27 protein-coding genes and 1 riboswitch are annotated in these 26,539 nt (G+C 73.8%); of the genes, 15 read left to right on the top strand and 12 right to left on the bottom strand.

The window, feature by feature from the left end:
* The first annotated feature begins 62 nt into the window (after positions 1-62).
* A complete protein-coding gene (dapE, locus tag AC1Q5D_RS01695; RefSeq protein WP_481737047.1) occupies positions 63-1,160 on the top strand; it encodes a succinyl-diaminopimelate desuccinylase in 1,098 nt (365 codons plus the stop codon).
* Here dapE and AC1Q5D_RS01700 read toward each other — a convergent pair.
* The 4 genes from AC1Q5D_RS01700 to AC1Q5D_RS01715 form a co-directional block, all read right to left on the bottom strand.
* Positions 1,157-2,068 (bottom strand): amino acid ABC transporter permease, encoded by a 912-nt coding sequence (locus AC1Q5D_RS01700; protein ID WP_481736831.1) that lies wholly within the window; start codon positions 2,066-2,068, stop codon positions 1,157-1,159. The genes dapE and AC1Q5D_RS01700 overlap by 4 nt on opposite strands.
* Positions 2,065-2,745, bottom strand: coding sequence for an amino acid ABC transporter permease (locus AC1Q5D_RS01705; protein ID WP_481736832.1), 681 nt, complete (start codon positions 2,743-2,745; stop codon positions 2,065-2,067). The genes AC1Q5D_RS01700 and AC1Q5D_RS01705 overlap by 4 nt, the downstream gene beginning before the upstream one ends.
* A gap of 71 nt (positions 2,746-2,816) precedes the next feature.
* Positions 2,817-3,656, bottom strand: a complete 840-nt coding sequence (locus tag AC1Q5D_RS01710) for a glutamate ABC transporter substrate-binding protein (RefSeq protein ID WP_481736833.1) — start codon at positions 3,654-3,656, stop codon at positions 2,817-2,819.
* Positions 3,657-3,741: 85 nt separating this feature from the next.
* Complete coding sequence (locus tag AC1Q5D_RS01715; RefSeq protein WP_481737048.1) at positions 3,742-4,470, bottom strand: amino acid ABC transporter ATP-binding protein; 729 nt, start codon at positions 4,468-4,470, stop codon at positions 3,742-3,744.
* Between the two features lie 199 nt (positions 4,471-4,669).
* On the opposite strand from AC1Q5D_RS01715, the gene AC1Q5D_RS01720 reads away from it, so the two are divergent.
* The 3 genes from AC1Q5D_RS01720 to AC1Q5D_RS01730 all read left to right on the top strand — a co-directional run bounded on the left by AC1Q5D_RS01720 (position 4,670) and on the right by AC1Q5D_RS01730 (position 6,105).
* A complete protein-coding gene (locus AC1Q5D_RS01720) occupies positions 4,670-5,467 on the top strand; it encodes an LOG family protein (protein ID WP_481736834.1) in 798 nt (265 codons plus the stop codon).
* Between the two features lies 1 nt (position 5,468).
* Positions 5,469-5,831, top strand: coding sequence for a DivIVA domain-containing protein (locus AC1Q5D_RS01725; protein WP_481736835.1), 363 nt, complete (start codon positions 5,469-5,471; stop codon positions 5,829-5,831).
* A 100-nt stretch (positions 5,832-5,931) separates the two neighbouring features.
* On the top strand, positions 5,932-6,105 hold the full coding sequence (locus AC1Q5D_RS01730) for a DUF3117 domain-containing protein (RefSeq protein ID WP_481736836.1): 174 nt from the start codon (positions 5,932-5,934) through the stop codon (positions 6,103-6,105).
* A gap of 92 nt (positions 6,106-6,197) precedes the next feature.
* Here AC1Q5D_RS01730 and AC1Q5D_RS01735 read toward each other — a convergent pair whose 3' ends face one another.
* Positions 6,198-6,833, bottom strand: coding sequence for an O-methyltransferase (locus AC1Q5D_RS01735; protein WP_481736837.1), 636 nt, complete (start codon positions 6,831-6,833; stop codon positions 6,198-6,200).
* Between the two features lie 160 nt (positions 6,834-6,993).
* Between AC1Q5D_RS01735 and sigE the strand changes: the two genes are divergently transcribed.
* The 3 genes from sigE to AC1Q5D_RS01750 all read left to right on the top strand — a co-directional run bounded on the left by sigE (position 6,994) and on the right by AC1Q5D_RS01750 (position 8,923).
* Positions 6,994-7,599, top strand: a complete 606-nt coding sequence (gene sigE / locus AC1Q5D_RS01740) for an RNA polymerase sigma factor SigE (RefSeq protein WP_481736838.1) — start codon at positions 6,994-6,996, stop codon at positions 7,597-7,599.
* Between the two features lie 313 nt (positions 7,600-7,912).
* Positions 7,913-8,509, top strand: coding sequence for a hypothetical protein (locus tag AC1Q5D_RS01745; protein WP_481736839.1), 597 nt, complete (start codon positions 7,913-7,915; stop codon positions 8,507-8,509).
* A 33-nt stretch (positions 8,510-8,542) separates the two neighbouring features.
* Positions 8,543-8,923 carry a sec-independent translocase gene (locus AC1Q5D_RS01750; protein WP_481737049.1) on the top strand — a complete coding sequence of 127 codons (381 nt, stop codon included), beginning with the start codon at positions 8,543-8,545 and terminating at the stop codon, positions 8,921-8,923.
* Positions 8,924-9,062: 139 nt separating this feature from the next.
* On the opposite strand, the gene AC1Q5D_RS01755 is transcribed toward AC1Q5D_RS01750, so the two are convergent.
* Genes AC1Q5D_RS01755 through AC1Q5D_RS01765 form a run of 3 tightly spaced genes read right to left on the bottom strand, consistent with a single transcriptional unit; the run spans position 9,063 to position 12,088 of the window.
* Positions 9,063-10,181, bottom strand: a complete 1,119-nt coding sequence (locus AC1Q5D_RS01755; protein WP_481736840.1) for an Mrp/NBP35 family ATP-binding protein — start codon at positions 10,179-10,181, stop codon at positions 9,063-9,065.
* Entirely contained in the window at positions 10,174-10,806 is a 633-nt protein-coding gene (locus AC1Q5D_RS01760; protein ID WP_481736841.1) for a DUF1003 domain-containing protein, read from the bottom strand. The genes AC1Q5D_RS01755 and AC1Q5D_RS01760 overlap by 8 nt, the downstream gene beginning before the upstream one ends.
* A complete protein-coding gene (locus AC1Q5D_RS01765; RefSeq protein WP_481736842.1) occupies positions 10,799-12,088 on the bottom strand; it encodes a magnesium transporter MgtE N-terminal domain-containing protein in 1,290 nt (429 codons plus the stop codon). Before AC1Q5D_RS01765 ends, AC1Q5D_RS01760 begins: the two co-directional genes overlap by 8 nt.
* Positions 12,089-12,217: 129 nt before the next feature.
* Between AC1Q5D_RS01765 and AC1Q5D_RS01770 the strand changes: the two genes are divergently transcribed.
* Positions 12,218-13,096, top strand: a complete 879-nt coding sequence (locus tag AC1Q5D_RS01770) for a YflT domain-containing protein (RefSeq protein ID WP_481736843.1) — start codon at positions 12,218-12,220, stop codon at positions 13,094-13,096.
* A gap of 43 nt (positions 13,097-13,139) precedes the next feature.
* Here AC1Q5D_RS01770 and AC1Q5D_RS01775 read toward each other — a convergent pair whose 3' ends face one another.
* On the bottom strand, positions 13,140-14,702 hold the full coding sequence (locus AC1Q5D_RS01775; RefSeq protein ID WP_481736844.1) for an aminopeptidase P family protein: 1,563 nt from the start codon (positions 14,700-14,702) through the stop codon (positions 13,140-13,142).
* Positions 14,703-14,839: 137 nt separating this feature from the next.
* On the opposite strand from AC1Q5D_RS01775, the gene AC1Q5D_RS01780 reads away from it, so the two are divergent.
* The 4 genes from AC1Q5D_RS01780 to AC1Q5D_RS01795 all read left to right on the top strand — a co-directional run bounded on the left by AC1Q5D_RS01780 (position 14,840) and on the right by AC1Q5D_RS01795 (position 19,852).
* Positions 14,840-15,697, top strand: coding sequence for a PHP domain-containing protein (locus AC1Q5D_RS01780; RefSeq protein ID WP_481736845.1), 858 nt, complete (start codon positions 14,840-14,842; stop codon positions 15,695-15,697).
* Between the two features lie 536 nt (positions 15,698-16,233).
* Positions 16,234-17,910 carry a sodium:solute symporter family protein gene (locus tag AC1Q5D_RS01785; RefSeq protein WP_481736846.1) on the top strand — a complete coding sequence of 559 codons (1,677 nt, stop codon included), beginning with the start codon at positions 16,234-16,236 and terminating at the stop codon, positions 17,908-17,910.
* Between the two features lie 15 nt (positions 17,911-17,925).
* Entirely contained in the window at positions 17,926-18,057 is a 132-nt protein-coding gene (locus AC1Q5D_RS01790; protein WP_481736847.1) for a putative transporter small subunit, read from the top strand.
* A gap of 163 nt (positions 18,058-18,220) precedes the next feature.
* A complete protein-coding gene (locus AC1Q5D_RS01795) occupies positions 18,221-19,852 on the top strand; it encodes an AMP-binding protein (RefSeq protein WP_481736848.1) in 1,632 nt (543 codons plus the stop codon).
* On the opposite strand, the gene AC1Q5D_RS01800 is transcribed toward AC1Q5D_RS01795, so the two are convergent.
* Both AC1Q5D_RS01800 and AC1Q5D_RS01805 read right to left on the bottom strand, forming a co-directional pair.
* Complete coding sequence (locus tag AC1Q5D_RS01800) at positions 19,849-20,730, bottom strand: DNA-methyltransferase (RefSeq protein WP_481737050.1); 882 nt, start codon at positions 20,728-20,730, stop codon at positions 19,849-19,851. The genes AC1Q5D_RS01795 and AC1Q5D_RS01800 overlap by 4 nt on opposite strands.
* A 68-nt stretch (positions 20,731-20,798) precedes the next feature.
* A complete protein-coding gene (locus AC1Q5D_RS01805; protein WP_481736849.1) occupies positions 20,799-22,460 on the bottom strand; it encodes a DEAD/DEAH box helicase in 1,662 nt (553 codons plus the stop codon).
* Between the two features lie 259 nt (positions 22,461-22,719).
* A riboswitch (TPP riboswitch) is annotated at positions 22,720-22,842 on the top strand.
* On the opposite strand from AC1Q5D_RS01805, the gene thiO reads away from it, so the two are divergent.
* From thiO to AC1Q5D_RS01820, 3 genes are all read left to right on the top strand, one after another.
* Positions 22,839-23,945, top strand: coding sequence for a glycine oxidase ThiO (gene thiO, locus AC1Q5D_RS01810; protein ID WP_481736850.1), 1,107 nt, complete (start codon positions 22,839-22,841; stop codon positions 23,943-23,945). It overlaps the preceding riboswitch by 4 nt.
* Positions 23,942-24,202, top strand: coding sequence for a sulfur carrier protein ThiS (gene thiS / locus AC1Q5D_RS01815; protein ID WP_481736851.1), 261 nt, complete (start codon positions 23,942-23,944; stop codon positions 24,200-24,202). Before thiO ends, thiS begins: the two co-directional genes overlap by 4 nt.
* Positions 24,195-24,986 (top strand): thiazole synthase, encoded by a 792-nt coding sequence (locus AC1Q5D_RS01820; protein WP_481736852.1) that lies wholly within the window; start codon positions 24,195-24,197, stop codon positions 24,984-24,986. The genes thiS and AC1Q5D_RS01820 overlap by 8 nt, the downstream gene beginning before the upstream one ends.
* Here AC1Q5D_RS01820 and AC1Q5D_RS01825 read toward each other — a convergent pair.
* Positions 24,983-26,497 carry a ribonuclease catalytic domain-containing protein gene (locus tag AC1Q5D_RS01825; RefSeq protein ID WP_481736853.1) on the bottom strand — a complete coding sequence of 505 codons (1,515 nt, stop codon included), beginning with the start codon at positions 26,495-26,497 and terminating at the stop codon, positions 24,983-24,985. The genes AC1Q5D_RS01820 and AC1Q5D_RS01825 overlap by 4 nt on opposite strands.
* Positions 26,498-26,539: the final 42 nt, after the last annotated feature.

Below are 26,539 nucleotides of genomic sequence, written 5' to 3' on the forward strand. Positions count from 1 at the left end.
ATGGTACCGGCGGCCGGCCGCGCTACGCTGGTCCGGTGACTTCCCCGGATGCCGTGCCGCCCCTGCCCGCCCGCCCCCTCGCCGCGCGCCTCCCGGTGGCCGGCGACGTCGCCGAGCTGACTGCCGCGCTCGTGGACATCGAGTCCGTCTCCGGCGGCGAGGGGCCGCTCGCGGACGCCGTCGAGGCCGTGCTGCGGGGGCTTCCGCACCTGGCGGTCCACCGCGACGGCGACGCCGTCGTCGCCCGCACCCGCCTCGGGCGGCCCGAGCGCGTCGTGCTTGCCGGGCACCTGGACACGGTGCCGCTGCCCACGGTGCCGGGCTCGCTCGGGACGGTCCCGTCCGCGTGGGACGGCGACCGGCTGTACGGGCGCGGCACCACCGATATGAAGGGCGGGGTCGCGGTGCAGTTGGCGCTTGCCGCGTCCCTGACGGAGCCGAACCGGGACGTCACCTACGTCTTCTACGACCACGAGGAGGTCGAGGCCGCCAAGTCCGGGCTCGGGCGCCTGGTAGCGAACAGCCCCGAGCTGGTGGCCGGGGACTTCGCGGTGCTGCTCGAGCCCACGCACGGCACCGTCGAGGGCGGCTGCAACGGCACGTCGCGCTTCCTGGTCCGCACGCGGGGGCTGGCCGCCCACTCGGCGCGCGCGTGGATGGGGGAGAACGCGATCCACGCGGCGGCGCCCATCCTCGCCCGGCTCGCAGCCCACGAGCCGGCGACGGTGGACGTGGACGGGCTGGCCTACCGCGAGTCCCTGAACGCGGTGCGGATCGCCGGCGGCGTGGCCGGCAACGTCATCCCCGACGCGTGCGAGGTCGAGGTGAACTACCGGTTCGCCCCGGACAAGACCGTGGACGACGCGGAGGCCTACGTCCGGGACCTGCTGGACGGCTTCGACGTCGAGCGGACGGACGCCGCCCCGGGCGCCCGTCCGGGCCTGCGGCATCCGGCCGCCGCGGCGTTCGTCGCCGCGGTGGGGGCCGAGCCGAAGCCCAAGTACGGGTGGACGGACGTCGCCCGCTTCTCCGCACTCGGGATCCCGGCCGTGAACTTCGGCCCCGGCGACGCCCTGCTGGCCCACACCGACGACGAGCACGTCGAAGCCGACGCCGTGCGGGAGTGCCTCGCCGCGCTCACCCGCTGGCTGACGGCCTAGCGCCGGCCGGAGGCGCCGTCGTCGGCCGTGTCGTCGACCGGCTCGGCCGCGTCCTTGCCCACCAGCAGCGGCGCCTCCTGCTGCACCTTCAGGTGGCGGCGGCTGGACAGGCGCGTCGCGACGAGCTCGGCCAGCCGGGTCAGCCCGAAGTTGATCAGGATGAAGACCAACGCGGCGACCACGAGCGCCTGCAGCACGTTCGCGTTGCCGGTGCCGACCAGCTTCGCGTTGAACAGCAGTTCGTTGTAGTTGATGATCGAGCCGAGCGCGGAGTCCTTGAGGATCACCACGAACTGGCTGATCAGCGCCGGGAGCATCGCGATCAGGGCCTGCGGGATCTCGATGTTGCGCAGCGACTGGCCGCGCGTGAGGCCGATCGCCGTCGCCGCCTCCCGCTGGCCCTTGGGCAGGCCGTGGACGCCCGAGCGGATCAGCTCGGCCACCACGGAGCCGTTGTAGAGGGTCAGGCCGAGCACGACCGCGACGAACGGCGCGTCGGAGGGCGCCACGACCGCGGCCCGGGCCAGGAAGATCCAGAAGAAGATCATCATCAGCAGGACCGGCACGGCGCGGAAGAACTCGACCACGACCGAGCTCACCCAGTTCACCACGCGGTTGTGGGACAGCCGGCCCACGCCGAAGACGAACCCGAAGACCAGGGACGTGGCGATGGCCACGACGGCCGCCTTGAGCGTGTTCAGCAGGCCGGGGAGGACGTAGGCGTTCCAGACGCTGCCCTCGCCGAAGACGCTCCACTTGGCCGCGTCGAGCTGGCCGGCGTCGTTCATGGTCTTCAGGACCCAGGCGACCAGCGCGAGGACCAGCAGGACGCCGATGACGTTGACGATCAGGACGCGGCGCCGGGCGGCGGGCCCGGGGGCGTCGAAGAGGACGGACTGGGCGCTCATCGGGACACCGCCAGCTTCTTGGAGAGGTAGGTGGTCAGCAGGCCGACGGGGATCACCACGACGACGAAGAACATGGCCACGGTCAGGAAGATCAGGATCCCGACGTCGGCCCGGAACTCGATCATCGTCTTCATCAGGCCCGAGATCTCCGCCACCGAGCCGGCGACGGCGACGGTGGAGTTCTTCGTCAGCGCGATCAGCACGTTGCCCAGGGGGGCCACGGCGCCGCGGAAGGCCTGCGGCAGGATCACCAGCCGGGCCGCCGGCAGGAAGCTCAGCCCGATCGCCCGGGCGGCCTCCGCCTGGCCCAGGGGGACGGTGTTGACGCCGGAGCGGATGGCCTCGCAGACGAACGCGGAGTGGTAGAGGGTCAGGCCCAGCACCGCGATCTGGAAGAAGTTCATCTGGAAGTCGCCGCTGAGCTGGAGGCGGAACACGCCGAAGAGCACCAGCACGCCGAACGTCAGGATGATGGTCAGGGGCGTGTTGCGGAAGATGTTGACGTACGAGGTCCCGATGGCCCGGAAGCTGGGCACGGGGGAGATGCGCATCAGGGCCAGCACGGTGCCGAGGACGAGGGAGCCGAGCGCGGCCCAGAACGTCAGCTGCAGGTTCGCCCAGAACGCCGCCAGCATCTGGGGGCCGTACTGGTCCCAGAGGGACAGGTAGCCACTCACGGCTGCTCCTTAGGGTGCGGAGTGGTCCGTGGGGGCCGGGCGGGCCGGCCCCCACGGGCGGACGTGCGGCGCTAGGCGCAGGCGTCCGGCGTCGGCGGGTTCTTCTCGGCGTTCGGCTTGTAGCCGGTGCCCTCGGTGTTCGCGGTCAGGGCCTGCTCCCAGGCGCCCTCCTCGATCATCTTCTCGATGGCGGCGTTGACGTCCTCGCAGACGTCGTTCTCCTTGGGCAGGCCGACGCCGTATCGCTCCTCGGAGAACGTGTTGCCGACGACCTTGAACTTGCCCTGGTTCGCCTCGGTCGCGGCCAGGCCGGCGAGGATGATGTCGTCCGTGGTGACCGCGTCGATGCCGCCGGTCTCCAGCAGGCCCAGGCAGTCGGCATAGCCGGCCTGCTCGACGAGGTTGACGCCGGGGTACTCGTCCTTGACCTTCTGGGCGGAGGTGGAGCCGGTGACGGAGCACAGGTTCTTGCCCTCGAGGTCCTCGGGGCCCTTGATGGACGTGTCGTCCTCGCGGACCAGCAGGTCCTGGCCGGCGACGAAGTACGGGCCGGCGAACGCGACGCGCTCCTTGCGCTCGTCCGTGATCGAGTACGTCGCGAAGATCATGTCGACCGCGCCGGTCTCCAGCAGCGTCTCGCGGTTGGCGGAGGGGGCGGAGACCCACTCGATCTGGTCCTCCGCGTAGCCGAGCTCCCCGGCGACGTACTTGGCGACGTCCACGTCGAACCCGGTGAACTCGTTGCCCTCCTGGAAGCCCAGGCCGGGCTGGTCGTACTTGATGCCGATGCGGACGCCGTCGCCGCCGCCCTCGCCCTCGGATCCGGCGTCGCCACCGCCGCCGCCACAGGCGGACAGGGCCAGGGCGGACGCTGCGGCGAGCGCTCCGAACGCGTAACGGGATGTGCGCATGTGTTTCTCCTCTTCGGATGCCCGGGAGCCGTTCCGGCCCGGGGCGCGAGTGGTGGTTGGTTGGTTCTCGGCCGGTGGGTGCCGGTCAGTGGGTGATGAGCTTGCCGAGGAAGTCCTTGGCGCGCTCCGACCGGGGCTGGGTGAAGAACTCCTGCGGGGTGGCCTGCTCGACGATCTGGCCGTCGGCCATGAACACCACGCGGTCCGCCGCCTTGCGCGCGAACCCCATCTCGTGGGTGATCACGATCATCGTCATGCCCTCGCGCGCCAGGCCGACCATCGTGTCCAGGACCTCCTGGATCATCTCGGGGTCCAGGGCGGAGGTGGGCTCGTCGAACAGCATGACCTTGGGCTTCATGGCCAGGGCCCGCGCGATCGCCACGCGCTGCTGCTGTCCGCCGGAGAGCTGGGCGGGGATCTTGTCCTTCTGGTTCGCCACGCCCACGCGCTCCAGCAGCGACATCGCCAGCTTCTCCGCCTCGGCCTTCCGCATGCCCTTGGCCTTCATCGGCCCGAGCGTGACGTTCTCCAGGATGGACTTGTGGGCGAACAGGTTGAACGACTGGAATACCATGCCGACGTCGGCGCGCAGCCGGGCCAGGGCCTTGCCCTCCTCGGGCAGGCGCTTGCCGTCGATGTAGATGTCGCCGGAGTCGATGGTCTCCAGCCGGTTGATCGTGCGGCACAGCGTGGACTTGCCGGACCCGGAGGGGCCGAGGACGACGACGACCTCGCCGCGCGCCACCTCGAGGTCGATGTCCTGCAGCACGTGCAGGCGGCCGAAGTGCTTGTTGACGCCCGCCATCTTGACGATGGGTCCGTGCTGGTCAGACGCCGCCGGCGTTTCTGTACTCATGACACCCGACACTAGCGGATGTTACGTGCGACACACTGCGGGATGCGCCCGTTGTGGCAAGAATCTTTATCGGATGGTGACACGGACTTGACACCCGCCCTCGGGGGCGGCCGCGGGGGACTCCGCCCTCCGGCGCCCCCGGCAGTAGGGTGGTCCCATGCCAGAGCACCAGGCGCCCGGGGACGGCCCCGGGCCGCAGACGTATCCCGCACGGCGCAAGGGGTCGGTGGTCCTGCGCCGGCGCCAGGCCCAGATCGCGCAGGCGGACCGGTTCCTCCTCGACACGCACGGCCGGCGCGAGGACTTCACGCACACGGATCCCTGGCGCGTGCTGCGCATCCAGAGCGAGTTCGTGGAGGGCTTCGGCACGCTGTCGGAGCTCGGCCCCGCCGTGTCCGTCTTCGGGTCCGCCCGGTCCGCGCGCGGCTCGGACACCTACGCCCTGGCGGAGCGGATCGGTGGCCTGTTGGCCGCCCGCGGCCTGGCGACGATCACCGGCGGCGGGCCGGGGGCGATGGAGGCCGCGAACAAGGGCGCGTGCGAGGCCGACGGCGTCTCCGTGGGCCTCGGCATCGAGCTGCCGTTCGAGACCGGCCTGAACGAATGGGTCGACCTGGGCATCAACTTCCGCTACTTCTTCGCGCGCAAGACCATGTTCGTGAAGTACTCGCAGGGCTTCATCGTCCTGCCCGGGGGCTTCGGCACCCTCGACGAGCTCTTCGAGGCCCTCACGCTCGTGCAGACGGAGAAGGTCACCGGGTTCCCGATCGTGCTGGTCGGGACCGGCTACTGGAGTCCGCTGTTGGACTGGCTCCGGGACACGGTCGCCGCCGAGGGCGCGATCTCGCCGCGCGACCTGGACCTGGTCCGGCTGACCGACGACGCCCAGGAGGCCGTGGAGTGGGCGGCCGAGCACATCGAGGGCGTCCGGCACACCGAGGCGACGGGAGGCTGAGGTGGAGTTCGTCCTCCTGTTCCTCGGGGTCCTCGCCGTGGGCGGTGCCGCGTTCGCGACGGTGGGCACCCGGCGCTCGCGCGGGGCGTCCCGCCGGGAGCACGCCGGGCAGGACGAGGGCGGGGCCCCGCTGTTCGGGCTCGTCGAGCCCGTGGCCTCGCTCCCGCCCGTCCTGCTGCCGGAGCGCCCCGGCCCGGGCGACGTGCGCCGGGTGCGCTTCGCCGTCGCCCTCCGCGGCTACCGCTGCGACCAGGTGGACGCCGTCCTGGAGTCCCTCGACGCCGAAATCGCGCGGCTGAATGCCGAACTGGACGACGCGCGGTCGGGGTCCGTGATTAGGACCACGACGGAAAACCCGGAATAATACATGGTGCAGGTTGCGCCGCATCCGCACTGGTCGGACGCGGAACGACGTTGGATCGGCGGGGTGATCCCCGTTCACTCTAGAGAGGAATACTGCGCCAATGGCTGCGATGAAACCGCGAACCGGCGATGGGCCCATGGAGGTCACCAAGGAAGGCCGTAGCCTCATCATGCGTGTTCCGATCGACGGCGGCGGCCGCCTGGTGGTGGAACTGAACGCGGCGGAGGCGAACGAGCTGCGCGAGTGCCTGGTGGGTGTCACCGAGGACGCGTAGCGACCACGACGTGAGGGGCCCGGCGGGGGAATTGCCGGGCCCTTTGGCGTGCCCCGGCCCGGTGGCGGGCCGTGCCCCGTCCAGGAGGCTGTTCAGCGGGCCTTGACCGCCACGGTGAGGCCGGTGCCGGTCGGCACGGTCGCCAGGTGCAGGTCGTCCCGGTCGCGCAGGAGCCGGAATGCCTGGCGGGCGGCCACGGTGCCGGGCTGGCGGACGGCCGGCTGGGGAACCCGGTCGCCGTCGAGCGAGTCGTTGAGGACCAGCATCCCGCCGCGGCGCAGCAGGCGCAGGCCGTGGTCGACGTAGTCGACGAGGTGCGTCTTGTCGGCGTCGACGAACACGAGGTCGTAGGCGGCGTCCGTCAGGCGCGGCAGGACGTCGCGGGCCCGCCCGCAGATGGTGCGGGTGCGGTTGGCCGGGACGCCGGCCTCCTGGAACGCCGTGCGGGCGGCGTCCATGTGGTCCAGGTCGATGTCGATGGTCGTGAAGACGGCCGACGGGTCGAGGCCGCGCAGCAGGCTCACGCCGGAGACGCCCACGCCGGAGCCGACCTCCACCGCCGTGCGCGCCCGGGAGGCCGCGGCCAGGACGGTCAGCAGGGCGGCCGTGCCCGACCCGACGGGAACGACGCCCAGCTCGTGGCCGCGGGCCCGGGCGCGGACGACGACGTCGTCCTCCACGGGCAGGGCCTCCGTGTAGGACCAGCTGCTCTGCTTGTCGGAGCTCATGGGCGTGGGTGCGGTTCCTTCGGTGCGGTGGGGCGGATGCGGCCGGGTCCATCCTACGCCGCTCCCGTGCCGCGCGGCGGCCAGAGGGGCACTCCGGCCGTCGGCGGGCTCCGGGCGGGCACCCAGCCCATTCACAGGGTGGTCCGGCACACTGGATGGCGTGAAAGCCACCGCCCAGCCCGCAGCCCCCGTCGCCGCCGAGGACGGCGTGCCCACGTGGGAGGAGATCGTCGAGCGCCACTCGCCGAAGGTCTACCGGCTGGCGTACCGGCTGACCGGCAACCGGTACGACGCCGAGGACCTCACCCAGGAGACGTTCGTGCGCGTCTTCCGGTCGCTGCACAACTTCAAGCCCGGCACGATCGACGGCTGGCTGCACCGCATCACCACGAACCTCTTCCTCGACCAGGCGCGCCGCCGGGGCCGGATCCGCTTCGACGCGTTCGCCGAGGACGCGGAGGCCCGCGTGCCCGGCCGCGAGCCCGGCCCGGAGCGCAGCTTCGAGCACAACAACCTCGACATCGACGTGCAGGCGGCCCTGGACTCGCTGCCCGCCGACTTCCGAGCCGCCGTCGTGCTCTGCGACCTCGAGGGGCTCTCCTACGAGGAGGTCGCCGGGGTCCTGGGCATCAAGCTCGGCACCGTCCGCTCCCGGATCCACCGCGGCCGCTCGCTGCTGCGGGAGAAGCTCGCCCACCGGAACCCCTCCGCGCCCGCCGGCGTCGCGCGACCGAAGGTGGGGCCGGCCGTACCCGGAGTGCACTGATGCACTGGAGGCAGCGGGACGCGGACGCGTACCTGGACGGGGAGCTTGGGGACAAGCGGCGCGGCGCCTACGAGCGGCACGTCGACTGCTGCAAGGACTGCAGGGTCCAGCTCGAGGACCGGCGGCGGCTCAAGCGCCGGCTGGCCGCGCTGTCCGACCCCGCGGCGACCGCCCCGCTTCCCGACGCCTCCCTGGTGCAGCGCCTGACGGAGGGGCCCGTGTCGCCCCCGGATGGACGGGCCTCGAGGACGGCCAGCAGCCGCGGCCCCTCTGGCGCGCCGCCGCCCCCCTGCTGGCCGCCGCCGTCGTCGCCGTGCTCGTCGCCGGGGTCCTGGGGGCCGGATGGGCGCTCGGGGGCCCCACGGACGGAACGGACGACGACCCCTCGCGCGGCTGGGACGCCGCCGGCGTCGCCCTGTCCGGGGACGACCTGGGCCGCCTGCGGGACGCCGGGTGGAACTGCCCCCGCTTCGTCCACCTCGGGCTCGGGCTGGACCGCGCCACCGGCCGCCTCGTCGACGGCGAGGCGGAGGTCGTCCTGGAGTTCTCGGGTGCCGAGGGGAGCGTGGTCGTCGCGGAGCGCAGGGGCCCGTCCGGCGACCCGATGGCGGGCGGGCCGGCCGCCGCGTCTGACGGTGCCGCGGGGCCCGGGGGGCTGGAGCCCTTCGGGGTGTCGGCCCGGCGAACGTCCAGTGAATTCCGGCCGCGCACCACGACGCTCCGGCTGCCCACCGCCGAGTACTGGATCACGGCCGACCTTCCGGAGAGCAGCCGGGAGGCCATCGTGCACCGAGTCGTGGTCAGCGAGAACGCGCGGCTCGCGACCGGCCCGGAGGCCTCCGAGGACGCCGGCTGGGAACGCGTCGTGCGCGGCCTCACGCGTCTCATGGTGTTGGAGCCGGGCGCCTGAGCGCCCCGCGGACCCGGTAGGCTCTTCTTCGTGGTGTTCGGAATCAATGGTGGCGAGTTGCTCATCCTCGCCGTGCTGGCGGTGCTCATCCTGGGGCCCGACAAGCTGCCGACCTACGCCCAGCAGCTGGCCCGGCTGGTGAAGGAGCTGCGCCGCATGGCCACCGGCGCCCGCGAACAGCTGCGCGACGAGGTCGGCGACGAGATCGCCGACATCGACTGGCGCAAGCTCGACCCCCGCCAATACGACCCGCGCAAGATCATCAAGGACGCGCTGCTCGACGACTTCGACGACGCGGTGGCCGCCGCCAAGGAGCCGGCCCCGAAGCCGCGGGCGCTGCCCGCCCCGGAGCGCCCCGCCGTCGTGCCGCTGGCCGAGGGCGAGCCGGCCCCGTTCGACGCCGAGGCCACCTGAGAGCCACCCGCCCAGGGCCGTGAATTCCGCCGACGACACGGGTGCGTCCCCCGCTGGCCGAGCCGCGGTGTTCCGGGAACGTGCGCGGCTGCGGGGCGCGGGTGCGGGGGCCGGTGTGGCTGGGCGGCGGGGCCACGGACTAGCGCGGCGTGACGTCCAGTCGGCGGCCCGCCAGCCCGCGCGGGCCCGCGAGCGTCCGGGCGACCGACGCGATCTCGCGCGAGACCGGCGAGTCCGGGTCGGACAGCACGACCGGCCGGCCCGCGTCCCCGCCCTCGCGCAGCCGCGGATCCAGGGGGACGGCGCCCAGCAGGGGGACGTCGGCCCCGAGCCGCTCGGACAGCCGTCGGGCCACGTCCGCGCCGCCGCCGGAGCCGAACGGCTCCATCCGGGTCCCGTCCGGCAGCTCCAGCCACGACATGTTCTCCACGACCCCGACCACGTGCTGGCCGGTCTGCGCGGCGACGGCCCCGGCGCGCTCGGCGACCTCGGCGGCCGCGGCCTGCGGGGTCGTCACGACGAGGATGCCGGAGCCGGGGAGCAGTTGGCCGACGGAGATGGCGATGTCCCCGGTCCCCGGGGGAAGGTCCAGCAGGAGGACGTCGAGGTCCCCGAAGTGGACGTCGGTCAGGAACTGCTCCAGGGCGCGGTGCAGCATCGGCCCCCGCCACACGACGGGCCGGTTCGTGTCGAGGAACATGCCGATCGAGATCGCCTTCACCCCGTGGGCGACCGGCGGCAGGATCAGCTCGCCGACGCGCGTGGGGGAGGCGTCCGGGATCCCGAGCAGGCCGGGCACGGAGAACCCGTGCACGTCCGCGTCGACGATCCCCACGTTCAGCCCGGATGCGGCCAGCGAGCAGGCGAGGTTCACGGACAGCGAGGACTTGCCGACGCCGCCCTTGCCGCTGGCGACGGCGATGACCCGGGTCAGGGAGCCCGGGGCGGCGAACGGCACGGTGCGCCGGCGCAGGGACTCCGTCAGGGCCGTGCGCTGCTCCACCGTCATGACCCCGAGGTCCACGTGCACGCCGGAGACGCCGGGCACGCCGTCCGCGGCCGCGCGCACGTCCTCGACGATCGTCGAGCGCAGGGGGCAGCCGGCGATGGTCAGGAGGATCCGGACCGTGGCGGCGCCGCCGTCGTCCACATGGACCGACTCGACCATGCCCAGTTCCGTGATGGGCCGGCGCAGCTCCGGGTCCTGGACGCGCGCCAGCGCGTCCCGCAGCGCCTCGGCGGGGGAGGGATCAGGCACCGGCGCCGCCCTCCGGGCCCCGGCCGGACCGGGGCCCCTTGACCTTCGGGACCATGCCCGTCGCGTCGGTGACGCGCTCGCGCTTGCGCTTGGGCGACTTGCCGCGCAGGCGGATGTCCTCGCCCTCGTTCGACTCCAGCAGCTCCTCGAGGGCGCTGCGCAGCTCGGAGCGGACGTAGTCGCGGGTGGCGACGTCGCGCAGGGCGATCCGCAGGGCGGCGAGCTCCCGGGTGAGGTACTCCGTGTCGTGCAGGTTCCGTTCGGCGCGCTTGCGGTCCTCCGTGAGCGAGACCTTGTCCCGGTCGTCCTGCCGGTTCTGGGCCAGCAGGAGCAGGGGAGCGGCGTAGGAGGCCTGCAGGGACAGCATGAGGGTCAGCGCGGTGAAGCCCAGGGCCGCGGAGTCGAAGCGCAGGTTCGACGGCCCCCACGTGTTCCACGCCAGCCAGGCGATGCAGAACACGCTCATCCAGAGCAGGAACTGGGGGGTGCCCATGAAGCGGGCGAACCCCTCGGTGGCGCTGCCGAACGCGTCGGGGTTGGGCCGCCAGCGCGGGAACATGCGGTCCCGGGCCGCCAGGGGCGTGTCCAGCCCGGGGCCTTGCTGCTGCGGGTTCCGATCAGCCATTCACGACACCTCCCGGGGTCGGTTCGTCCTCGTCGTCGCGCGTGCGCCAGTCGTCGGGGAGCAGGTGGTCCAGCAGGTCGTCGACGGTGACGGCGCCGACGAGGCGGCCGTCCGCGTTGACCACCGGCATGGCCGTCAGGTTGTACGCGGCCAGGTTCCGGGCCACCTCGGCGACCGGCGCCAGGTCCGAGACCGGCTCCAGGTCCGTGTCGAGGATGGCGCCGAGGGGCTCCGGCGGCGCGCAGCGCAGCAGGCCCTGGATGTGTACGACGCCGAGGTAGCGGCCCGTGGGGGTCTCCAGCGGCGGGCGGCACACGAACACCGTGGACGCCAGGGCGGGGCTGAGCTCCTCCTGGCGCACGTACGCCAGCGCCTCCGCCACCGTGGCCTCCGGCGGCAGGATCACCGGCACCGGGGTCATCATCGACCCGGCGGTGTCCTCCTCGTACTCGAGCAGGCGGCGGACGTCCTTCGCCTCCTCCGGCTCCATCAGCTGCAGGAGGGCCTCCTGCTGGTCCTCGGTGAGCTCGTGGAGGAGGTCGGCGGCGTCGTCCGGGTCCATCTCCTCGAGGACGTCGGCGGCGCGCTCCATGTCCAGGGCGGAGAGGATCTGCACCTGTTCCTCGTCCGGGAGCTCCTGGAGCACGTCGGCCAGGCGGTCGTCCTGGAGCTCGACGGCGACCTCGAGGCGGCGCTTGTCGCTCATCTCGTGCAGGGCCTCGGCGAAGTCCGCGGGCTTGAGCTCCTCGTGGGCCGCCACGAACGTCGTGGCGGCCTGCGGCTCCTCGGGCGTGCCGTGGGCGACCTCGTCCCAGGCCACGAGCACGCGCTCGCCGCGGGCCAGTCGCCGCAGGGGACGGAACCCGCCGGGCTCGCCGCGGCGGATGTAGTAGTCGGAGATGGTCCAGTCGCCGCCGAACTCGCGCTGGAGGCCGATGTCCTCGACGACCCCGGCGCCGCTGCCGTCCTTGAACACGACGCGGCGGTCGAACAGCTCGGCCGCGGCGAGGCGCTCCGCGCCGCGCTGCTGGAACCGGCGGAGGTTGACCAGACCCGAGCAGATGACCTGGCTCGGCTCGATCGCCTGGACGCGCGTCATGGGCACAAACACGCGCTTCTTCCCCGGGACCTCGACGACGAGGCCCACGCACTGCGCGGGCTTGGCGGCCCCGCGGTCGAACACGACGACGTCCCGCAGCCGGCCCAGCCGGTCACCCAGGGGGTCGAACACGTCAAGGCCGAGCAGGCGGGCGATAAAGACCTTCCTCAACGAGCTGCTCACGCGCCCAGCCTACTGCCTGCCGTGCGGCCGGCGGCGAGGGTGGCCGGGGCCACGGCGCGGCACGGGAACCCCGGTTCACCAGCAGCGATAGGGGGCCCGCGCGCGCGTGCGCTCGGGCAGAATGGGAGCATGTCATCGCCATTCACGTCCAAGCCGTCCACCGAGGCGTCCGCACAGCTGCCCCGCGGGGAGGTGCTGGGGCGGTACACGTCCTACCTGGACGCGCAGAAGGTGGTCGACTACCTGGCGGACAACGACTTCCCCGTCACCAACGTGAGCATCGTCGGCAACGACCTCAAGATGGTGGAGCGGGTCACCGGGAAGCTCAGCTACCCGAAGGTCGCGATGGCCGGCGCGGCCCAGGGCGCCATGTTCGGCGTGTTCGTGGGCCTGCTGTTGAGCCTGTTCACGCCCAGTGGCGGGCTGGCCCAGATCCTGTCCTCCGTGGGCCTGGGCATGGCGATCTGGATGCTCGTCGGCGTGCTCGGCTACTCGTTCCGGCGCGGGCGGCGCGACTTCGCCTCGTCCAGCCAGGTGATGGCCGGGTACTACGACGTCGTCGTTGCCTTCGAACACGCGGCCAAGGCCCGGCAGGTCGCGTCCAAGCTGCCCATGGGCCCGAACCAGGCGCAGCACGTCAGCCCGGCGTGGGCGCCGCCGCAGGAGGCGCAGGCCCCGGCGGCCCCGGCGGGCCAGGACGCACGGGACGGCGGCGAGGCGGCGCCCGCGAACGGCGGGACCCCCCGGCGCAGCGGGTACGAGGACCTGCCCGACGGGCGGCCGCAGTTCGGCCTCCGGCTCGGGCAGGACCAGGCGTCCGGAGGGCGCCAAGCGGCGGAGGCCCCCGCGGGCGGGGCGGAGCCGGAGGCCGCCGACGGCGGCGCGGACGGCCGGCGGCGGGACGAGCCCGAGGGCGAGCCGCGGGAGGACCCGCGCGACGCCCACGGCCCGCACGCCACCTCCGGGGATCCGGACACGGACGACGACGGCGGCCGCCGCGGCGCCTGAGCGCCGCGACGGCTGAGCGCCCAGGCGGCCGCGGCCGGTCCGGCTACGCCGGGTGGTGGCCCTCCGCGGCGGCGATCCCGGCCATCCAGGACTCCACGTCCTCCGGGGTGCGGGGCAGGGCGGCGCTGAGGTTCTCGCACCCGTCGCGCGTGATGAGCACGTCGTCCTCGATGCGCACGCCGATGCCGCGGTACTCCTCGGGGACGGCGAGGTCCTCGGCCTTGAAGTAGAGCCCGGGCTCGATCGTGAAGACCATGCCCTCCTCGATGGTCCCGTCGAGGTAGAGCTCGCGCTTGGCCTGCGCGCAGTCGTGCACGTCCAGGCCCAGGTGGTGGCTGGTGCCGTGCGGCATCCACCGCCGGTGCTGCTGGCCCTGCTCGGACAGGGCCTCCTCCAGCGGCACGGGCAGCAGGCCCCACTCCTCGAGGCGCTCGGCCAGGACCCGGATGGCGGCGGCGTGCACGTCGCGGAACCGGTTGCCGGGCCGGGCGGCCTCGAAGCCGGCGTCCGCCGCGTCCAGCACGGCCTGGTAGACGCGGCGCTGCACCTCGGAGAAGCGCCCGTTGACCGGGACGGTGCGCGTGATGTCCGCGGTGTAGAGCGAGTCGGCCTCGACGCCGGCGTCGAGGAGCAGCAGGTCGCCGGGCTCGACGCGGCCGTTGTTGCGGATCCAGTGCAGCACGGTGGCGTTGTTGCCGGCCGCGGCGATCGTGTCGTACCCGAGGTCGTTGCCCTCCTCGCGGGCCTTGGCGAAGAAGGCGCCCTCGACGACGCGCTCGCCGCGGTCGTGGGCGATGGCGCGGGGGAGGGCCCGGACGACCTCGTGGAAGCCCTGGACCGTGGCGGCGACGGCGATGCGCAGCTGGTCGACCTCCCACTCGTCCTTGACCAGGCGCAGCTCGGACAGCGCCTCCGTGAGCTCGCCGTCCAGCGCGTCGGAGGCCTCCAGGTCCACGCCCGTGTTGATCCGGGACGTGTCCACGAGCGCCTCGACGTTCAGGTCCACCTCGCGGACCAGGCGGATCCGGACCCCGCCGATCTCCACCGCGCCGGCGTCCTTGGTGATGGCGACCTCGAGCGCGGACAGGTCGGCGGTCGGGATCCCGGTGCGGGCGGCGATCTCGCCGAGCGTCGGGCGCGGGCCGATCCAGAACTCCCCGGAGCGGGCGTTGGAGTAGAACTCCTCGGAGTCGCGGCCGGCGAGCGGCCGGAAGTAGAGCGTGGCCTGGTGGTGGCCGCCGCCGTCGCCCTGCCCCTCCGCGGTGGGCTCCAGCACCAGCACGGCGTCGGGCTCGTGGTCGAGCCCCAAGCCGGTCAGGTGCGCGAAGCCCGAGTGCGGCCGGAACCGGTAGTCGGTGTCGTTGGAGCGGGTCTTCAGCGGGCCCGCCGGCACGACGAGGCGCTCGCCGGGGAAGCGCCCGGAGAGGGCCCGGCGCCGTGCCGCGGCGTGCGGGGCCACGGCGTCCGGGACGGGGATGGAGGTCGACGGCGGGGCCCAGTGCGCGCCCATGAACTCCTTGAACGCGTCGGACGTGGGGCGCTGGGAGCGGTTCCCGACCCGCTCCTCGAGCGGCTGGTCGGTTCCGTGGGTGGTGGAATCAGTCATCACGGACCCATCGTCGCACCAGCGGCGGCGGCGGCCAACCGGCTGCGGGAGGGCGGTGCCGGCCCCCGCCCCGGGCGGCGGGCCGCGTTGCGACAGGACTCCCGCCGGGCGCGGCGATCCGGATTAGGCTGGGGGCCATGCTGATCGACCTGCACACCCACTCCAACGTCTCCGACGGCACCGAGCCGCCGGCGGACGTGGTGGCGCAGGCCGCGAAGGCCGGCCTGGGGGCCCTGGCGCTCACGGACCACGACCAGACCGCCGGATGGGAGCCCGCGGCGGCGGCCGCCCGGAGGCTGGGCATCGGGTTCGTCCCCGGCATGGAGATCTCCTGCAAGACGGCCACGGGCATCAGCGTCCACCTGCTGTCCTACCTGCACGACCCCGGGCACCCGGGCCTGCTCGCGGAGATCGACAAGGCCCGGCACGCGCGCGTGCACCGCGCCCGGCGCATGGTCGAACTGCTCAGCGAGGACTTCCCGATCGACTGGGAGGCGGTGAACCGGCACTCCAGCCCGGGCGCGACCATCGGCCGGCCGCACATCGCCGACGCGCTCGTGGCCGCGGGCGTGGCCTCCGACCGCACGGAGGCGTTCGCGACCGTCCTGACCAGCCAGTCCCGCTACTACGTCGGGCACTACGCCGTCGACCCCGTCACCGCCGTCGGCCTGGTGCGCGCGGCGGGCGGGGTGCCGGTCTTCGCGCACCCGGTCGCGTCCCTGCGGGGGCGCGTCGTGGCCCCCGCCGTGTTCGACGAGATGATCGACGCCGGCCTGCTCGGCGTGGAGGTGGACCACCGCGACAACCCGGAGGACGGGAGGCGGTTCCTGCGCGACCTCGCCCGCCGCCACGGCCTGATCACCACCGGGTCCAGCGACTACCACGGGGCGGGCAAGCCCAACGTGCTGGGGGAGAACACGACCGAGCGGGCCATGCTGGTCCGGATCCTGGAGGCGGGAACCGGCAGCGCCGCCGTCGGGCTCGACGGGCTCTAGGGGACGACGGCGGGCCCTCCGCCGCCCCCTCCGGCACCGGGCCGGCGCCCGCGGTGCGCGCGGTGTGCCCAGTGCCACACCGTCGCCCCCGCCACCGCCCGATGCGCGCCACGGCGCGGGTCCGGCCGCCCCGCGAGCGCCCTGCGCAACCGGTTCCCGGGGTGCGCCCCGGCCCCTCCCGGGTCCCTCGGCGGTTCCGGTGCTACAGTGGAAAAGCGGTGTTGCCCTGAGCAACGACTTGTCGAGCACGGTTCCGAGCGGAGCCTCGGCGACACCGGTTCCACGACGGGCCCACGCGGGCCCGCAGACTGGACACGGCAATGCCCCGCCGACCGCGGGCGCCGCCGTGGCAGCCGCGCACACGGCGCGGCGGACCGGTCCGGCATCGACGCCGGGTGGAACGCGCGCCTTGAGTGTGTCCCCCACCGGACAACGGCGGCCCGGAGCGGGCCGCGAGCAATGGAGCCCTCGCGGGCCGGCGCGCCTGATGGGGCGGCGTGCTGCCGGTGGCGCGCCCCCGCTGGAGGAGGAGACGCATGCCACCTGTAACGGGTGAAACGCCGCTGATGAGCGGCTGGCTGATGATCGGCCTGCTGGTGCTGTTTTTCGGCGGCACGTTCGTCATGTCCCTAATGATCAGTAAGAAGAAGGAAAACGCCGACGGCTACATGACCGCCGGCAACAACATCGGATTCGGGATCTCGGCCGCGTCCATGACCGCGACGTGGATTTGGGCCGCGTCCATGTACGCGTCGGCGACGTCCGGCTACACGTACGGCATCTCCGGGCCGATCCACTACGGCCTCTGGGGCGCCCTGATGATCCTGTTCATCTACCCATTCGGGCGCCGCATCCGCAAGGTCGCGCCCAAGGCCCACACCCTCGCCGAAGTCATGTACGTGCGCCACGGGCGCTCGTCCCAGCTGATGCTCGCCGGCTCCAACGTGCTCGGCAGCCTGATCAGCCTCACGTCCAACCTCATTGCGGGAGGCGCCCTCGTGTCGCTGCTCTCGCCGTTCACCTTCCAGCAGGGCATCCTCGTGATGGCCGCCGGCGTGCTCCTGTACACGCTGTGGTCCGGCTTCCGCGCGTCCGTCCTGACCGACTTCGCGCAGGTGCTCGCCATGCTCGGCGCCGTCGTCGTCATCATCCCGGTCGTGTTCTTCGCGGCCGGCGGCCCCGACATGTTCGTCCAGGGCGCGGCCAACCTGACGCCGCAGCAGGGCAACTTCTTCTCCTCGGAGGCGTTCATGAACCAGGGCGCCCCGTACATCGCGGCCGTCCTGGCCTACGCGATCGGCAACCAGACCATCGCGCAGCGCCTCTTCGCCGTCCGCGAGGACCTCATCAAGCCCACGTTCGTCACCGCGACGATCGGCTACGGCGCCACCATCATCGGCATCGGCATGCTCGGCGTGATGGCCCTCTACCTGGGCCTGGACCCGCTGAACGGCGACACGAACAACCTGATCCCGCAGATGGCCGGCACGTACCTGGGACCGATCATGCTCTGCCTGTTCGTCATCATGATCGTGGGCGCCCTCGCCTCCACGGCCGACTCCGACCTGTCCGCGCTGTCCTCCATCGTCATGGCGGACATCTACGGCCAGTCCAAGGGCAAGGGCAAGGCCAACCCGAAGACGATGCTGTTCATCGGCCGCGTGAGCATGGTCCTGGCGATCGGCGCCGGGCTGTTCTTCGCCACCGCCCAGTTCGACATCCTAGACCTGCTGGTGTTCGTCGGCGCGCTGTGGGGCTGCCTCGTCTTCCCCGTCATCGCGTCCTTCTACTGGGAGAAGGTCACCAACGCCGCGTTCACGGTCGGCACGCTCGCCGCGATGGCCGCGTTCCTGCCGGTGCGCTTCGGGTGGGTCGCGCTCGACGGCGCGCTCGGGTACGTCGTGGACGTGGTGTCGATCGTCGGCGTCGGCGTCGTCGTCGGCCTGATGTCCTTCGGCTTCTTCGGGGGCAAGGTCGCCAAGATCGTGGGCGCCGTCGCGGCCCTCATCGCGGCCCCGTTCGCGTTCGGGCAGCTGCACGAGTACACGGTGCTGAGCGGCTCCCTCGTGGCCTACGCCGTCTCGACCGTCGTGTGCTACCTGATGTCGGTCCGCTCGAAGCGCAGCTTCGACTTCCGCTCGATCGCCGAGCGGACGGGCAACTTCGAGACCCCCGAATCCGTCCAGGCCGCCGCCCAGTCGGCCGGCAAGTAGACCAAGGAGTCCTCCATGGAACCGTTCTTCCTGACGCTGTACGTGCTCGTGTGGCCGGTCGTCGTCGCCGGCGTCCTGTTCACGGTCTCGCGCTCGTTCTTCCGCGAGCTGGCCGAGGCCAGGCGCGAGGGCCGGGACATCATCTGACCGGCGCCTGACCGGCGGCGCCAGAGCGCCGCCGGCCCGCGGGGCCGTGGCCGCCTCGTCCTCCACACCGCTACCCGTGGAACCGGGTCCCCCGTTGCTGGGACTCGGTTCCACGGGTAGTGTGCGTGGGGACACAGCCGCCGGCCCCGAGGACCCCACCGCGATGCAGAGCCAGCCCGCCGCCAACCACAGCGAACTCACGCCCCTCCGCTTCCTGGAGCGGTCGGCCGAGGTCTACCCGGAGAAGGCGGCCGTGCTGCACGGCGCCCGGTCCCTCACCTACCGGGAGTTCGCCGCCGAGGTGCAGCGCCTGGCCAAGGCGCTCGCCGCCCGGATCGCCCCCGGCGACGCCGTGGCCTTCCTCGCCCCGAACGTGCCCGAGCTGCTCGTCGCCCACTACGCCGTGCCGCTGGCCGGCGGCGTGCTCGTCGCCCTGAACACGCGCCTGTCGCCGCGCGAGGTCGACTACATCCTGGGGCACTCGGAGGCGCGCCTGCTGTTCGCCGACACGGAGCTGCTCGCCACGGTCGACGGGGTCCGCGGCCGCGTGCCCGGGCTCGGGGGCGTCTACGCGATCGACGACGCCGAGTGGGCCGGGGACCGGCCCGGCGTGGCCGTGGACGGGACGTATGGGGACTTCGCCGCGGCCGGGGAGGGGCCGGACCTGCCCTGGGGCGTCGCCGACGAGCGGGCGCCCATCACCCTGAACTACACCTCGGGGACCACCGGCCGGCCCAAGGGCGTGCTCTACTCCCACCGCGGCACCTACCTGAACGCGCTCGGCGAGGCCCTGCACAACGGGTTCACCGCGTCCACGCGCTACCTGTGGACCCTGCCGATGTTCCACTGCAACGGCTGGTGCACGCCGTGGGCCGTCACCGCGGTCGGCGGGACGCACCTGTGCCTGCGCGCCGTGCGCGACGAGCCGGTCTGGGACGCGATCGACGCCCTCGGCGCCACGCACCTGTGCGGGGCCCCGGTGGTGTGCAGCACCCTCGCCGACTCCCCGCGCGCGCACCGCCTGGAGGCGCCGCTGCGGATCACGACGGCGGGGGCCCCGCCGGCCCCGTCCGTCCTCGAGGCGCTGGAGGACCTGGGCATCGACGTCGTCCACGTCTACGGGCTCACCGAGGTCTACGGCCCCTACACGATCTGCGAGCGGCAAGACGCCTGGGCCGGGCTGCCGGCCGGCGAGCGGGCCGCCTTGGTCTCGCGGCAGGGCGTCGGGATGGTGCAGGCGGAGTCCGCGCGCGTCGTGGACCCCGGGCTGCGGGACGTCCCCGCGGACGGCGAGACGCTGGGGGAGATCGTCCTGCGCGGCAACAACGTCATGATCGGCTACCACAAGGACCCGGAGGCGACGGCGGCGGCCTTCGCGGGCGGCTGGTTCCACACCGGGGACCTCGGCGTCATGCACCCCGACGGCTACATCCAGGTGCGGGACCGCGCCAAGGACATCGTCATCAGCGGGGGCGAGAACATCTCGACCATCGAGGTGGAACAGGCGCTGGCCTCCCACCCGGACGTCCTGGACGTCGCCGTCGTGGGCGTGCCGCACCCGAAGTGGGGCGAGCGGCCGGTCGCGCACGTGGTCCTGGCCACCGGGGCCGCCGTCGACGCGGACGGCCTGCGCGCCCACGCCCGGGAGCGGCTCGCGCCGTTCAAGGTCCCCGACGAGGTGCTGCTCTCCGACGCGCTGCCCCGCACGTCCACCGGCAAGGTCCAGAAGCACGTCCTGCGCGGGCTGGCCCCCGCGGCCCCGGCGGCCGGCTCTGCGGGGCCGGTGGCCGGCTAGACGGGTCCGGGGGCCGGCTCGGCGGGCCCGGCGGACCGGACCAGCTCGGCGCCGGGGAGCCTGCGTCCCATCACCTCGATGGCCTGCGGGTTCGCGTCGACGCAGACGAAGCGCCGGCCGAGCCCGGCGGCCACGGCGCCGGTGGTGCCGGAGCCGGCGAAGAAGTCCAGGACCCAGTCCCCGGGCCGGGAGCTCGCGGCCACGATGCGGCGGAGGATCCCCTCGGGCTTCTGCGTCGGGTAGCCGGTCTTCTCGCGCCCGGTGGGGGAGACGATGGTGTGCCACCAGACGTCGGTGGGCAGCTTGCCGCGGGCGGCCTTCTCCGCGGTCACGAGTCCGGGCGCCATGTACGGCTCGCGGTCCACCTCCGCCGAGTCGAAGTGGTACCGCGCCGGGTCCTTGACGTACACGAGGATGTTGTCGTGCTTGGCGGGCCACCGGCCCTTGGCGCGAGCCCCGTAGTCGTAGGCCCAGATGAGCTCGTTGAGGAAGCACTCGCGGCCGAACACGGCGTCCAGCATCACCTTGGCGTAGTGGACCTCCCGGTAGTCCAGGTGCAGGTACAGGGTCCCGTCGTCGGCGAGCAGCCGCCACGCCTCGCGCAGCCGCGGCTCCAGGAACGCCCAATAGTCCGCGAACGCGTCGTCGTACCGGGACAGGGCCCCGCGCACGGTCGCGTAGCTGGCCCCCTTGAACCCGATCCGGTCGCCCTCGCCCTCGGCGGCGCGGACCATGCGCGTGGACTGGCGCCGCTGGGCCCGGCCCGTGTTGAACGGCGGGTCGATGTACACGAGCGTGAACGCGCCGTCCGGCAAGCGGGGCAGGACGTCCGCGTTGTCCCCGTGCACGAGCAGGTCCGGCCCGTCCGCGCGCCACAGCGGCGCGTCCCCGACGCCGGAGGGGGCCCCGGCCGTCCGGCCGGGGCCCCCGAGGTCCGCGGGTTCCACTAGTCCTGCTGCTCGGGCCGCTGCACGACCTCGCCGTCGCGCCGGCGCGTGCGCGTGCGGCGGCGGCGCGGCTTCCGGGCCCCCGCATCCTCGGCCGGGGGCTGCGAGCGGTCCTCGCCCGTGGCCTCCTTCGTGGGCCGGTCGGAGCGGCCCTTGCCGTGGCCCGCGCGTCCCGCGCCGTCGCGCCCGCGGCGCTCGCCGTCGCGTCCGCGGCGCTCGCCGTCGCGTCCGCGCCGCTCGCCGTCGCGTCCGCGGCCGCCGCCGGGGCGCCCGCCCCCGCGCGGCTTCGCGCCCGTCTCGCCGAGGTCCTCGAGCTCCTCGCCGGCCAGGCCCTCGAGAACGCGCTTGTGGCGGGGGAGCCGCCCCTTGGTCCCGGCGGGGATGTCCAGGTCGGCGTACAGGTGCTCGGAGGAGGAGTACGTCTCGCGCGGCTCGGCCTGGTCCAGGCCCAGGGCCTTGTTGATCAGGCCCCAGCGCGGGACATCCTCCCAGTCGACGAACGTGACGGCCGTGCCCTTGTTGCCGGCGCGGCCGGTGCGGCCCACGCGGTGCAGGTAGGTCTTCTCGTCCTCGGGGCACTGCAGGTTGATCACGTGGGTGACGTCGTCGACGTCGATGCCGCGCGCGGCGACGTCCGTGGCCACCAGCACGTCGACCTTGCCGTTGCGGAACGCGCGCAGCGCCTGCTCGCGGGCGCCCTGGCCGAGGTCGCCGTGGATGGCGCCGGCCGCGAACCCGCGGTCCATGAGCTCCTCGGACAGCTTCGCGGCCGAGCGCTTGGTCTTCGTGAACACGATGGTGCGGCCGCGGCCCTCGGCCTGCAGGATGCGGGCGACGACCTCGTCCTTGTCCAGGTGGTGGGCGCGGTAGACGACCTGGCGGATGTCCTTCTTGGTGATGCCCTCGTCCTCGGGGTCCGCGGCGCGGATGTGCGTGGGTTGGGACATGTAGCGGCGGGCCATGGAGACGACCGGGCCGGGCATCGTCGCGGAGAACAGCATGGTCTGGCGGATGGCCGGGACCGCGGCGAGCAGGCGCTCGACGTCGGGCAGGAAGCCCAGGTCCAGCATTTCGTCGGCCTCGTCCAGGACGACGATGCGCACGTTCTTCAGGTTCAGGTGCCGCTGGCGGTGCAGGTCGATCAGGCGCCCGGGCGTGCCCACGACCACCTCGACGCCGGCGGCCAGCTGCTCGATCTGCGGCTCGTACGCACGGCCGCCGTAGATCGTGGCGATGCGGGCGTTGCGCTGCTTGCCGGCCTTTTCCAGGTCCGCGGCGACCTGCACGGCCAGCTCGCGGGTCGGGGCCACGATGAGCGCCTGCGGGGCGCCGGGCGCCGGGAGCTGGTCGTAGCCCTCGTCGCCGGGGCCGACGACGCGCTGCAGGGCCGGGATGCCGAAGCCGAACGTCTTGCCCGTTCCGGTCTTGGCCTGGCCGATGATGTCGTGCCCGCCCAGGGCCACCGGGAGGGTCATCGCCTGGATCGGGAAGGGGTGGGTGATGCCGGCCGCGGCGAGGGAGTCCACGATGTCCTGGCGGACGCCGAAGTCGGCGAACGACTGCTCGGGCAGCTCGTGCGGGGTCTCGTCGGTGCTGAGGGTCTCGTCGACGGTGATTTCCTCGGTGCCGGTGTCGGCATGGAGATGGGTTTCGGGGCTCAAAGGCGTGCCTTTTCATATCGGGCGCCGGGAACGGGCGTGCTCGACGTCCCGCGCGGGGACGGAGACCGCCGCGGACGCGGCGCTTCCAGCGGAAGCCGATCGTGGGCTTGCCGGCGCGCGTCGTGCGCGCCCAGGGGCAGGTTCGCTGGGGCATCCTGCCGGAAAACTGTGTGTCGGTACGACCGGGCATCCAGGTTGACGCTTCCAGTCTACCGTGTTGCGCGCCTGTGACGGCGCGCACGCCGCCGCATGGCTACACTGGGTGAACCACGGGAGCCCGCGACACGGGCTGAGAGGGCACTGCCGGAGACCTCCGGCGCGGGTGCCGACCGTTGAACCTGATCCGGGTCATGCCGGCGGAGGGAAGGGAGAAGCTCAGTGCGCTGCATCGTCGTCGGGGCCGGGATCGTCGGCCTGTCCATCGCCTGGGAGCTGTCGCGCCGCGGCGCCGCCGTCGTCGTCCTCGACCCGGCTCCCGCCACCGGAGCGACCCGCGCCGCGGCGGGGATGCTCGCGGCCGTGACCGAGTTCCACTACCAGGAGCGGGGCCTGCTGCCGCTCTCGCTCGACGCCGCGCGCCGTTGGCCGCGCTGGGCCGCGGACCTGGCCGCGGCCACGGGGCGCGACCTGGGCCACCGCGGCGCCGGAACGCTCGCCGTCGCCGCGGAGGCGGGGGACCGCGCCGCGCTCGCGGACCTGGCCGCCGCCCAACGGGCCGCCGGCCTGGACGTGGAGGAGCTCACGACGCGCGAGGCGCGGCGTGCCGAGCCGCTGCTGAGCCCCCGCATCGCCGGCGCGTTCGGGGCGCCCGCCGACACGGCGGCCGACCCCCGCCGGGCCGCCGCGGCGCTGCAGGAGGCGCTGCGCGCCGCCGGCGCGGAGTTCGTGGCCGCCTCCGCGACGCGCGTCGCCGCCGGCACCGCCCCCGTCGTGGAGTACGACGGCGGCTCCCTGGCCGGCGACCACGTCGTGCTGGCGTCGGGGCTCGGGCGGCCGCGGCTGGCCGGGCTGGACGGGGCGCCCGTGCTGCCCGTGCGGCCGATCCACGGGGACATCCTGCGCCTGGCCGTGCCGGCGGGGACGCCGGCCCCGGGCGGGCGGACGGTCCGCGCCCTCGTCGACGGGCGCGGCCTGTACATCGTCCCGCGCGCCGACGGGGAGGTGGTCCTCGGCGCGACCGAGCGCGAGGACGGCCGCGATGCCGTCTCGGCCGGCGGCACCCACCGCCTGCTGCGCGACGGGATCCGCGTCCTGCCGGCCCTGGGCGAGTACGACCTCGTCGAGTCGCTGGCCCGGGCCCGCCCCGGCACGCCGGACAACCTGCCCCTGCTCGGGCCCCTCGGCCCGGGCGTGAGCGCGGCCCTGGGCTTCCACCGCCACGGCGTGCTGCTCAGCGCCGCGGCCGCCGCTGCCGCCGCCGACCTCGCCGCGGGCACCGCCCCGGCCACCGACCTGACCGCATTCGACCCCTGGAGATTCTCGTGACCGAAACGACCACCGCGCCCGCGGGCGCCCTGACCGTCAACGGCGAACGCCTGGACGCGGCGCCCGCGACCGTCCTCGAGCTCGTCGCCGCGCGCACCGGCCGGGCCCTGGCCGCGGACGGCACCCCGACCGCCGGCGGCCCGCTGGGCGTGGCCGTCGCCCTCAACGGGGCCGTCGTCGCCCGCTCCCGGTGGGCGGCGACGCCGCTGTCCGCCGGCGACGCGGTCGAACTGCTCACGGCGGTGCAGGGTGGCTGAGGCGACGGCCGTGCTGGCCGACCCGCTGGTCGTCGACGGGGTCGCCCTGGCCTCCCGGCTGATCACCGGCACCGGCGGGGCGTCCAGCCCGGCGGTGCTCGAGGACGCGCTGGTCGCCTCCGGGACGGAGCTGACCACGGTCGCCATGCGCCGGCACGTGCCCGGCCAGGGCGAGGACCTGTTCGCGCTGCTGACCCGCCTCGGCATCCGCGTGCTGCCCAACACGGCGGGCTGCCACACGGCCGCCGAGGCGGTGCTCACGGCCGAGCTGGCGCGCGAGGCGCTCGGCACCCACTGGGTGAAGCTGGAGGTGGTGGCCGACGACGAGACGCTGCTGCCGGACCCCGTCGAGCTGCTGGACGCCGCCGAGCGGCTCGCGGCCTCGGGGTTCGCCGTCTTCGCCTACACGAACGACGACCCGGTGACCGCGGCCCGCCTCGAGGACGCGGGCTGCGCGGCCGTGATGCCGCTGGGCGCCCCCATCGGGACGGGGCTGGGGATCCTCAACCCCCACAACATCGAACTGATCGCCTCCCGCGCGTCCGTGCCCGTGGTCCTGGACGCCGGCATCGGGACGGCGTCCGACGCCGCCCTGGCCATGGAGCTCGGCTGCGACGCCGTGCTGCTGGCGACGGCGGTGACCCGGGCGCAGGACCCGGCGACGATGGCCCGCGCGTTCCGGCACGCCGTGGAGGGCGGACGGCTCGCGCGCCTCGCCGGGCGGATCCCGAAGCGGCCGCTGGCGCGGGCCTCCTCGCCCCTCGAGGGACGGGCGGAGCTCTAGTCCCCGTTGGCGCCGTTGCCGTTGGCGCCGTTCTGCTCGCCGCGCTCCTCGACGATCCGGAACAGCAGGTGGCGGCGGTCGATGTCGGCCTCGACCAGCTCGGCCCGCACGGCCATGCCGGCCGGAGTCCCGCCCTCGTAGCGCGCCGAGATCGCCGGGATCTTCAGCTGGAGCGTCCCGAACGGACCCCGGCCCTCCCCGCGGGCGCGCTCCGCCTGCCCGGGCGCCGGGCCCGCGACGGTCACGGCGTCGAACACCTCGCCGACCCGGTCGGCCAGCAGGGCGGTCTCGACGGCGTCGAACACCGCGTTCTCCACGCGGGACGCGACCGCGTTGGAGGACTGCATCAGGCCCGGCAGCCCGGGCAGGGCGGCCCGCACGCCGTCGGGGACCGGACGGCCGTTCGCCGCGTGCTCGCACACCAGCAGCACGAAGCGGTCCACGAGCCGGCGCAGCGGGGCCGTGGCGTGTGCGTACGGGGCGCCGATCGCGGCCTGGAGCGTCTCGGCGGGGGCGTCGCCGTCGAACGCGGTGTACCCGGCGCCGCGGAACAGGGAGGTGGCCGCGTGCATCAGCGCCATCTGCTGGGGCTGCGCCACGTCCAGGGAGCGCAGGAACGTCCCGTAGGGCGTGTTGCGCGGCCACGGGCTGCCCAGGGCCTTGGCCTGGCGGCGGAACGTGGCCAGGGCGTCGGCGTCGGGCGGCGGCATGGTCCGCAGGATCCCCACGCCGGCCTCGAGCATGATGCGGGCGGCCTCCATCCCCGTCATCAGGGAGATCTGCGCGTTCCAGTCCTCGACGGGGAGCGGGGCGCGGGCCACCAGCCGGTAGCGCCCGCTGCGGGCGACCTCGACCTCCTGCTCCGGCAGCCGCAGGGAGGCGCCGCCGCGGCGCTGCTCCTGCCCGATCCGCTTCAGGCCGACCTCCCGCAGCAGGTGCAGCGTCTCGTGGGCGGTGCCCGTGTCGATGGCGGACTGGGCCTGCGCGTAGGTGAGGCGCTCGCGGCTGGCGACCGTGGCCCGGCGCAGCCCCGTGGTGCGGACCGCCCCGTCCGCGTCGAGGCCGAACGTCCACACGTAGGCGCCGCGCTTGACGCCCGGCAGCAGGCTCCCGGCGTCCGAGCCGATCGAGTCCGGGTGCAGCGGGATCTTCCCCTGCGGCAGGTAGAGGGTCTGCCCGCGGCGGCGCGTCTCGGCGTCCAACGCCCCGCCGGGCCGGACGAAGGCCGGGACGTCGGCGATCGCGTAGCGGACGGTGTACCCGTCGCCGTCGCGCTCGATGTGCACGGCCTGGTCCAGGTCGGTGGAGCCGGGCGGGTCGATCGTCACGAAGGCGACGCCCGTGGCGTCCTCGCGCGGAAGCTCCAGGGCCTCGATCGCGTCGCGGGCCTCCTCCTCGGCGTCGGCCGGGTAGGAGCCCGGCAGCCCGAACTCCTCGGTGACGCTGGCGAGGGCGGCCTCGAGGCGCGTTTGGCGGGCACTGGCGGTGAGGTTCATCGGCTGGTGCACCATGGCCCGAGCCTACGGGTCCGGCGGCCGCTCCGCGATAGTGTG

Source organism: Arthrobacter paludis, from assembly GCF_056782315.1.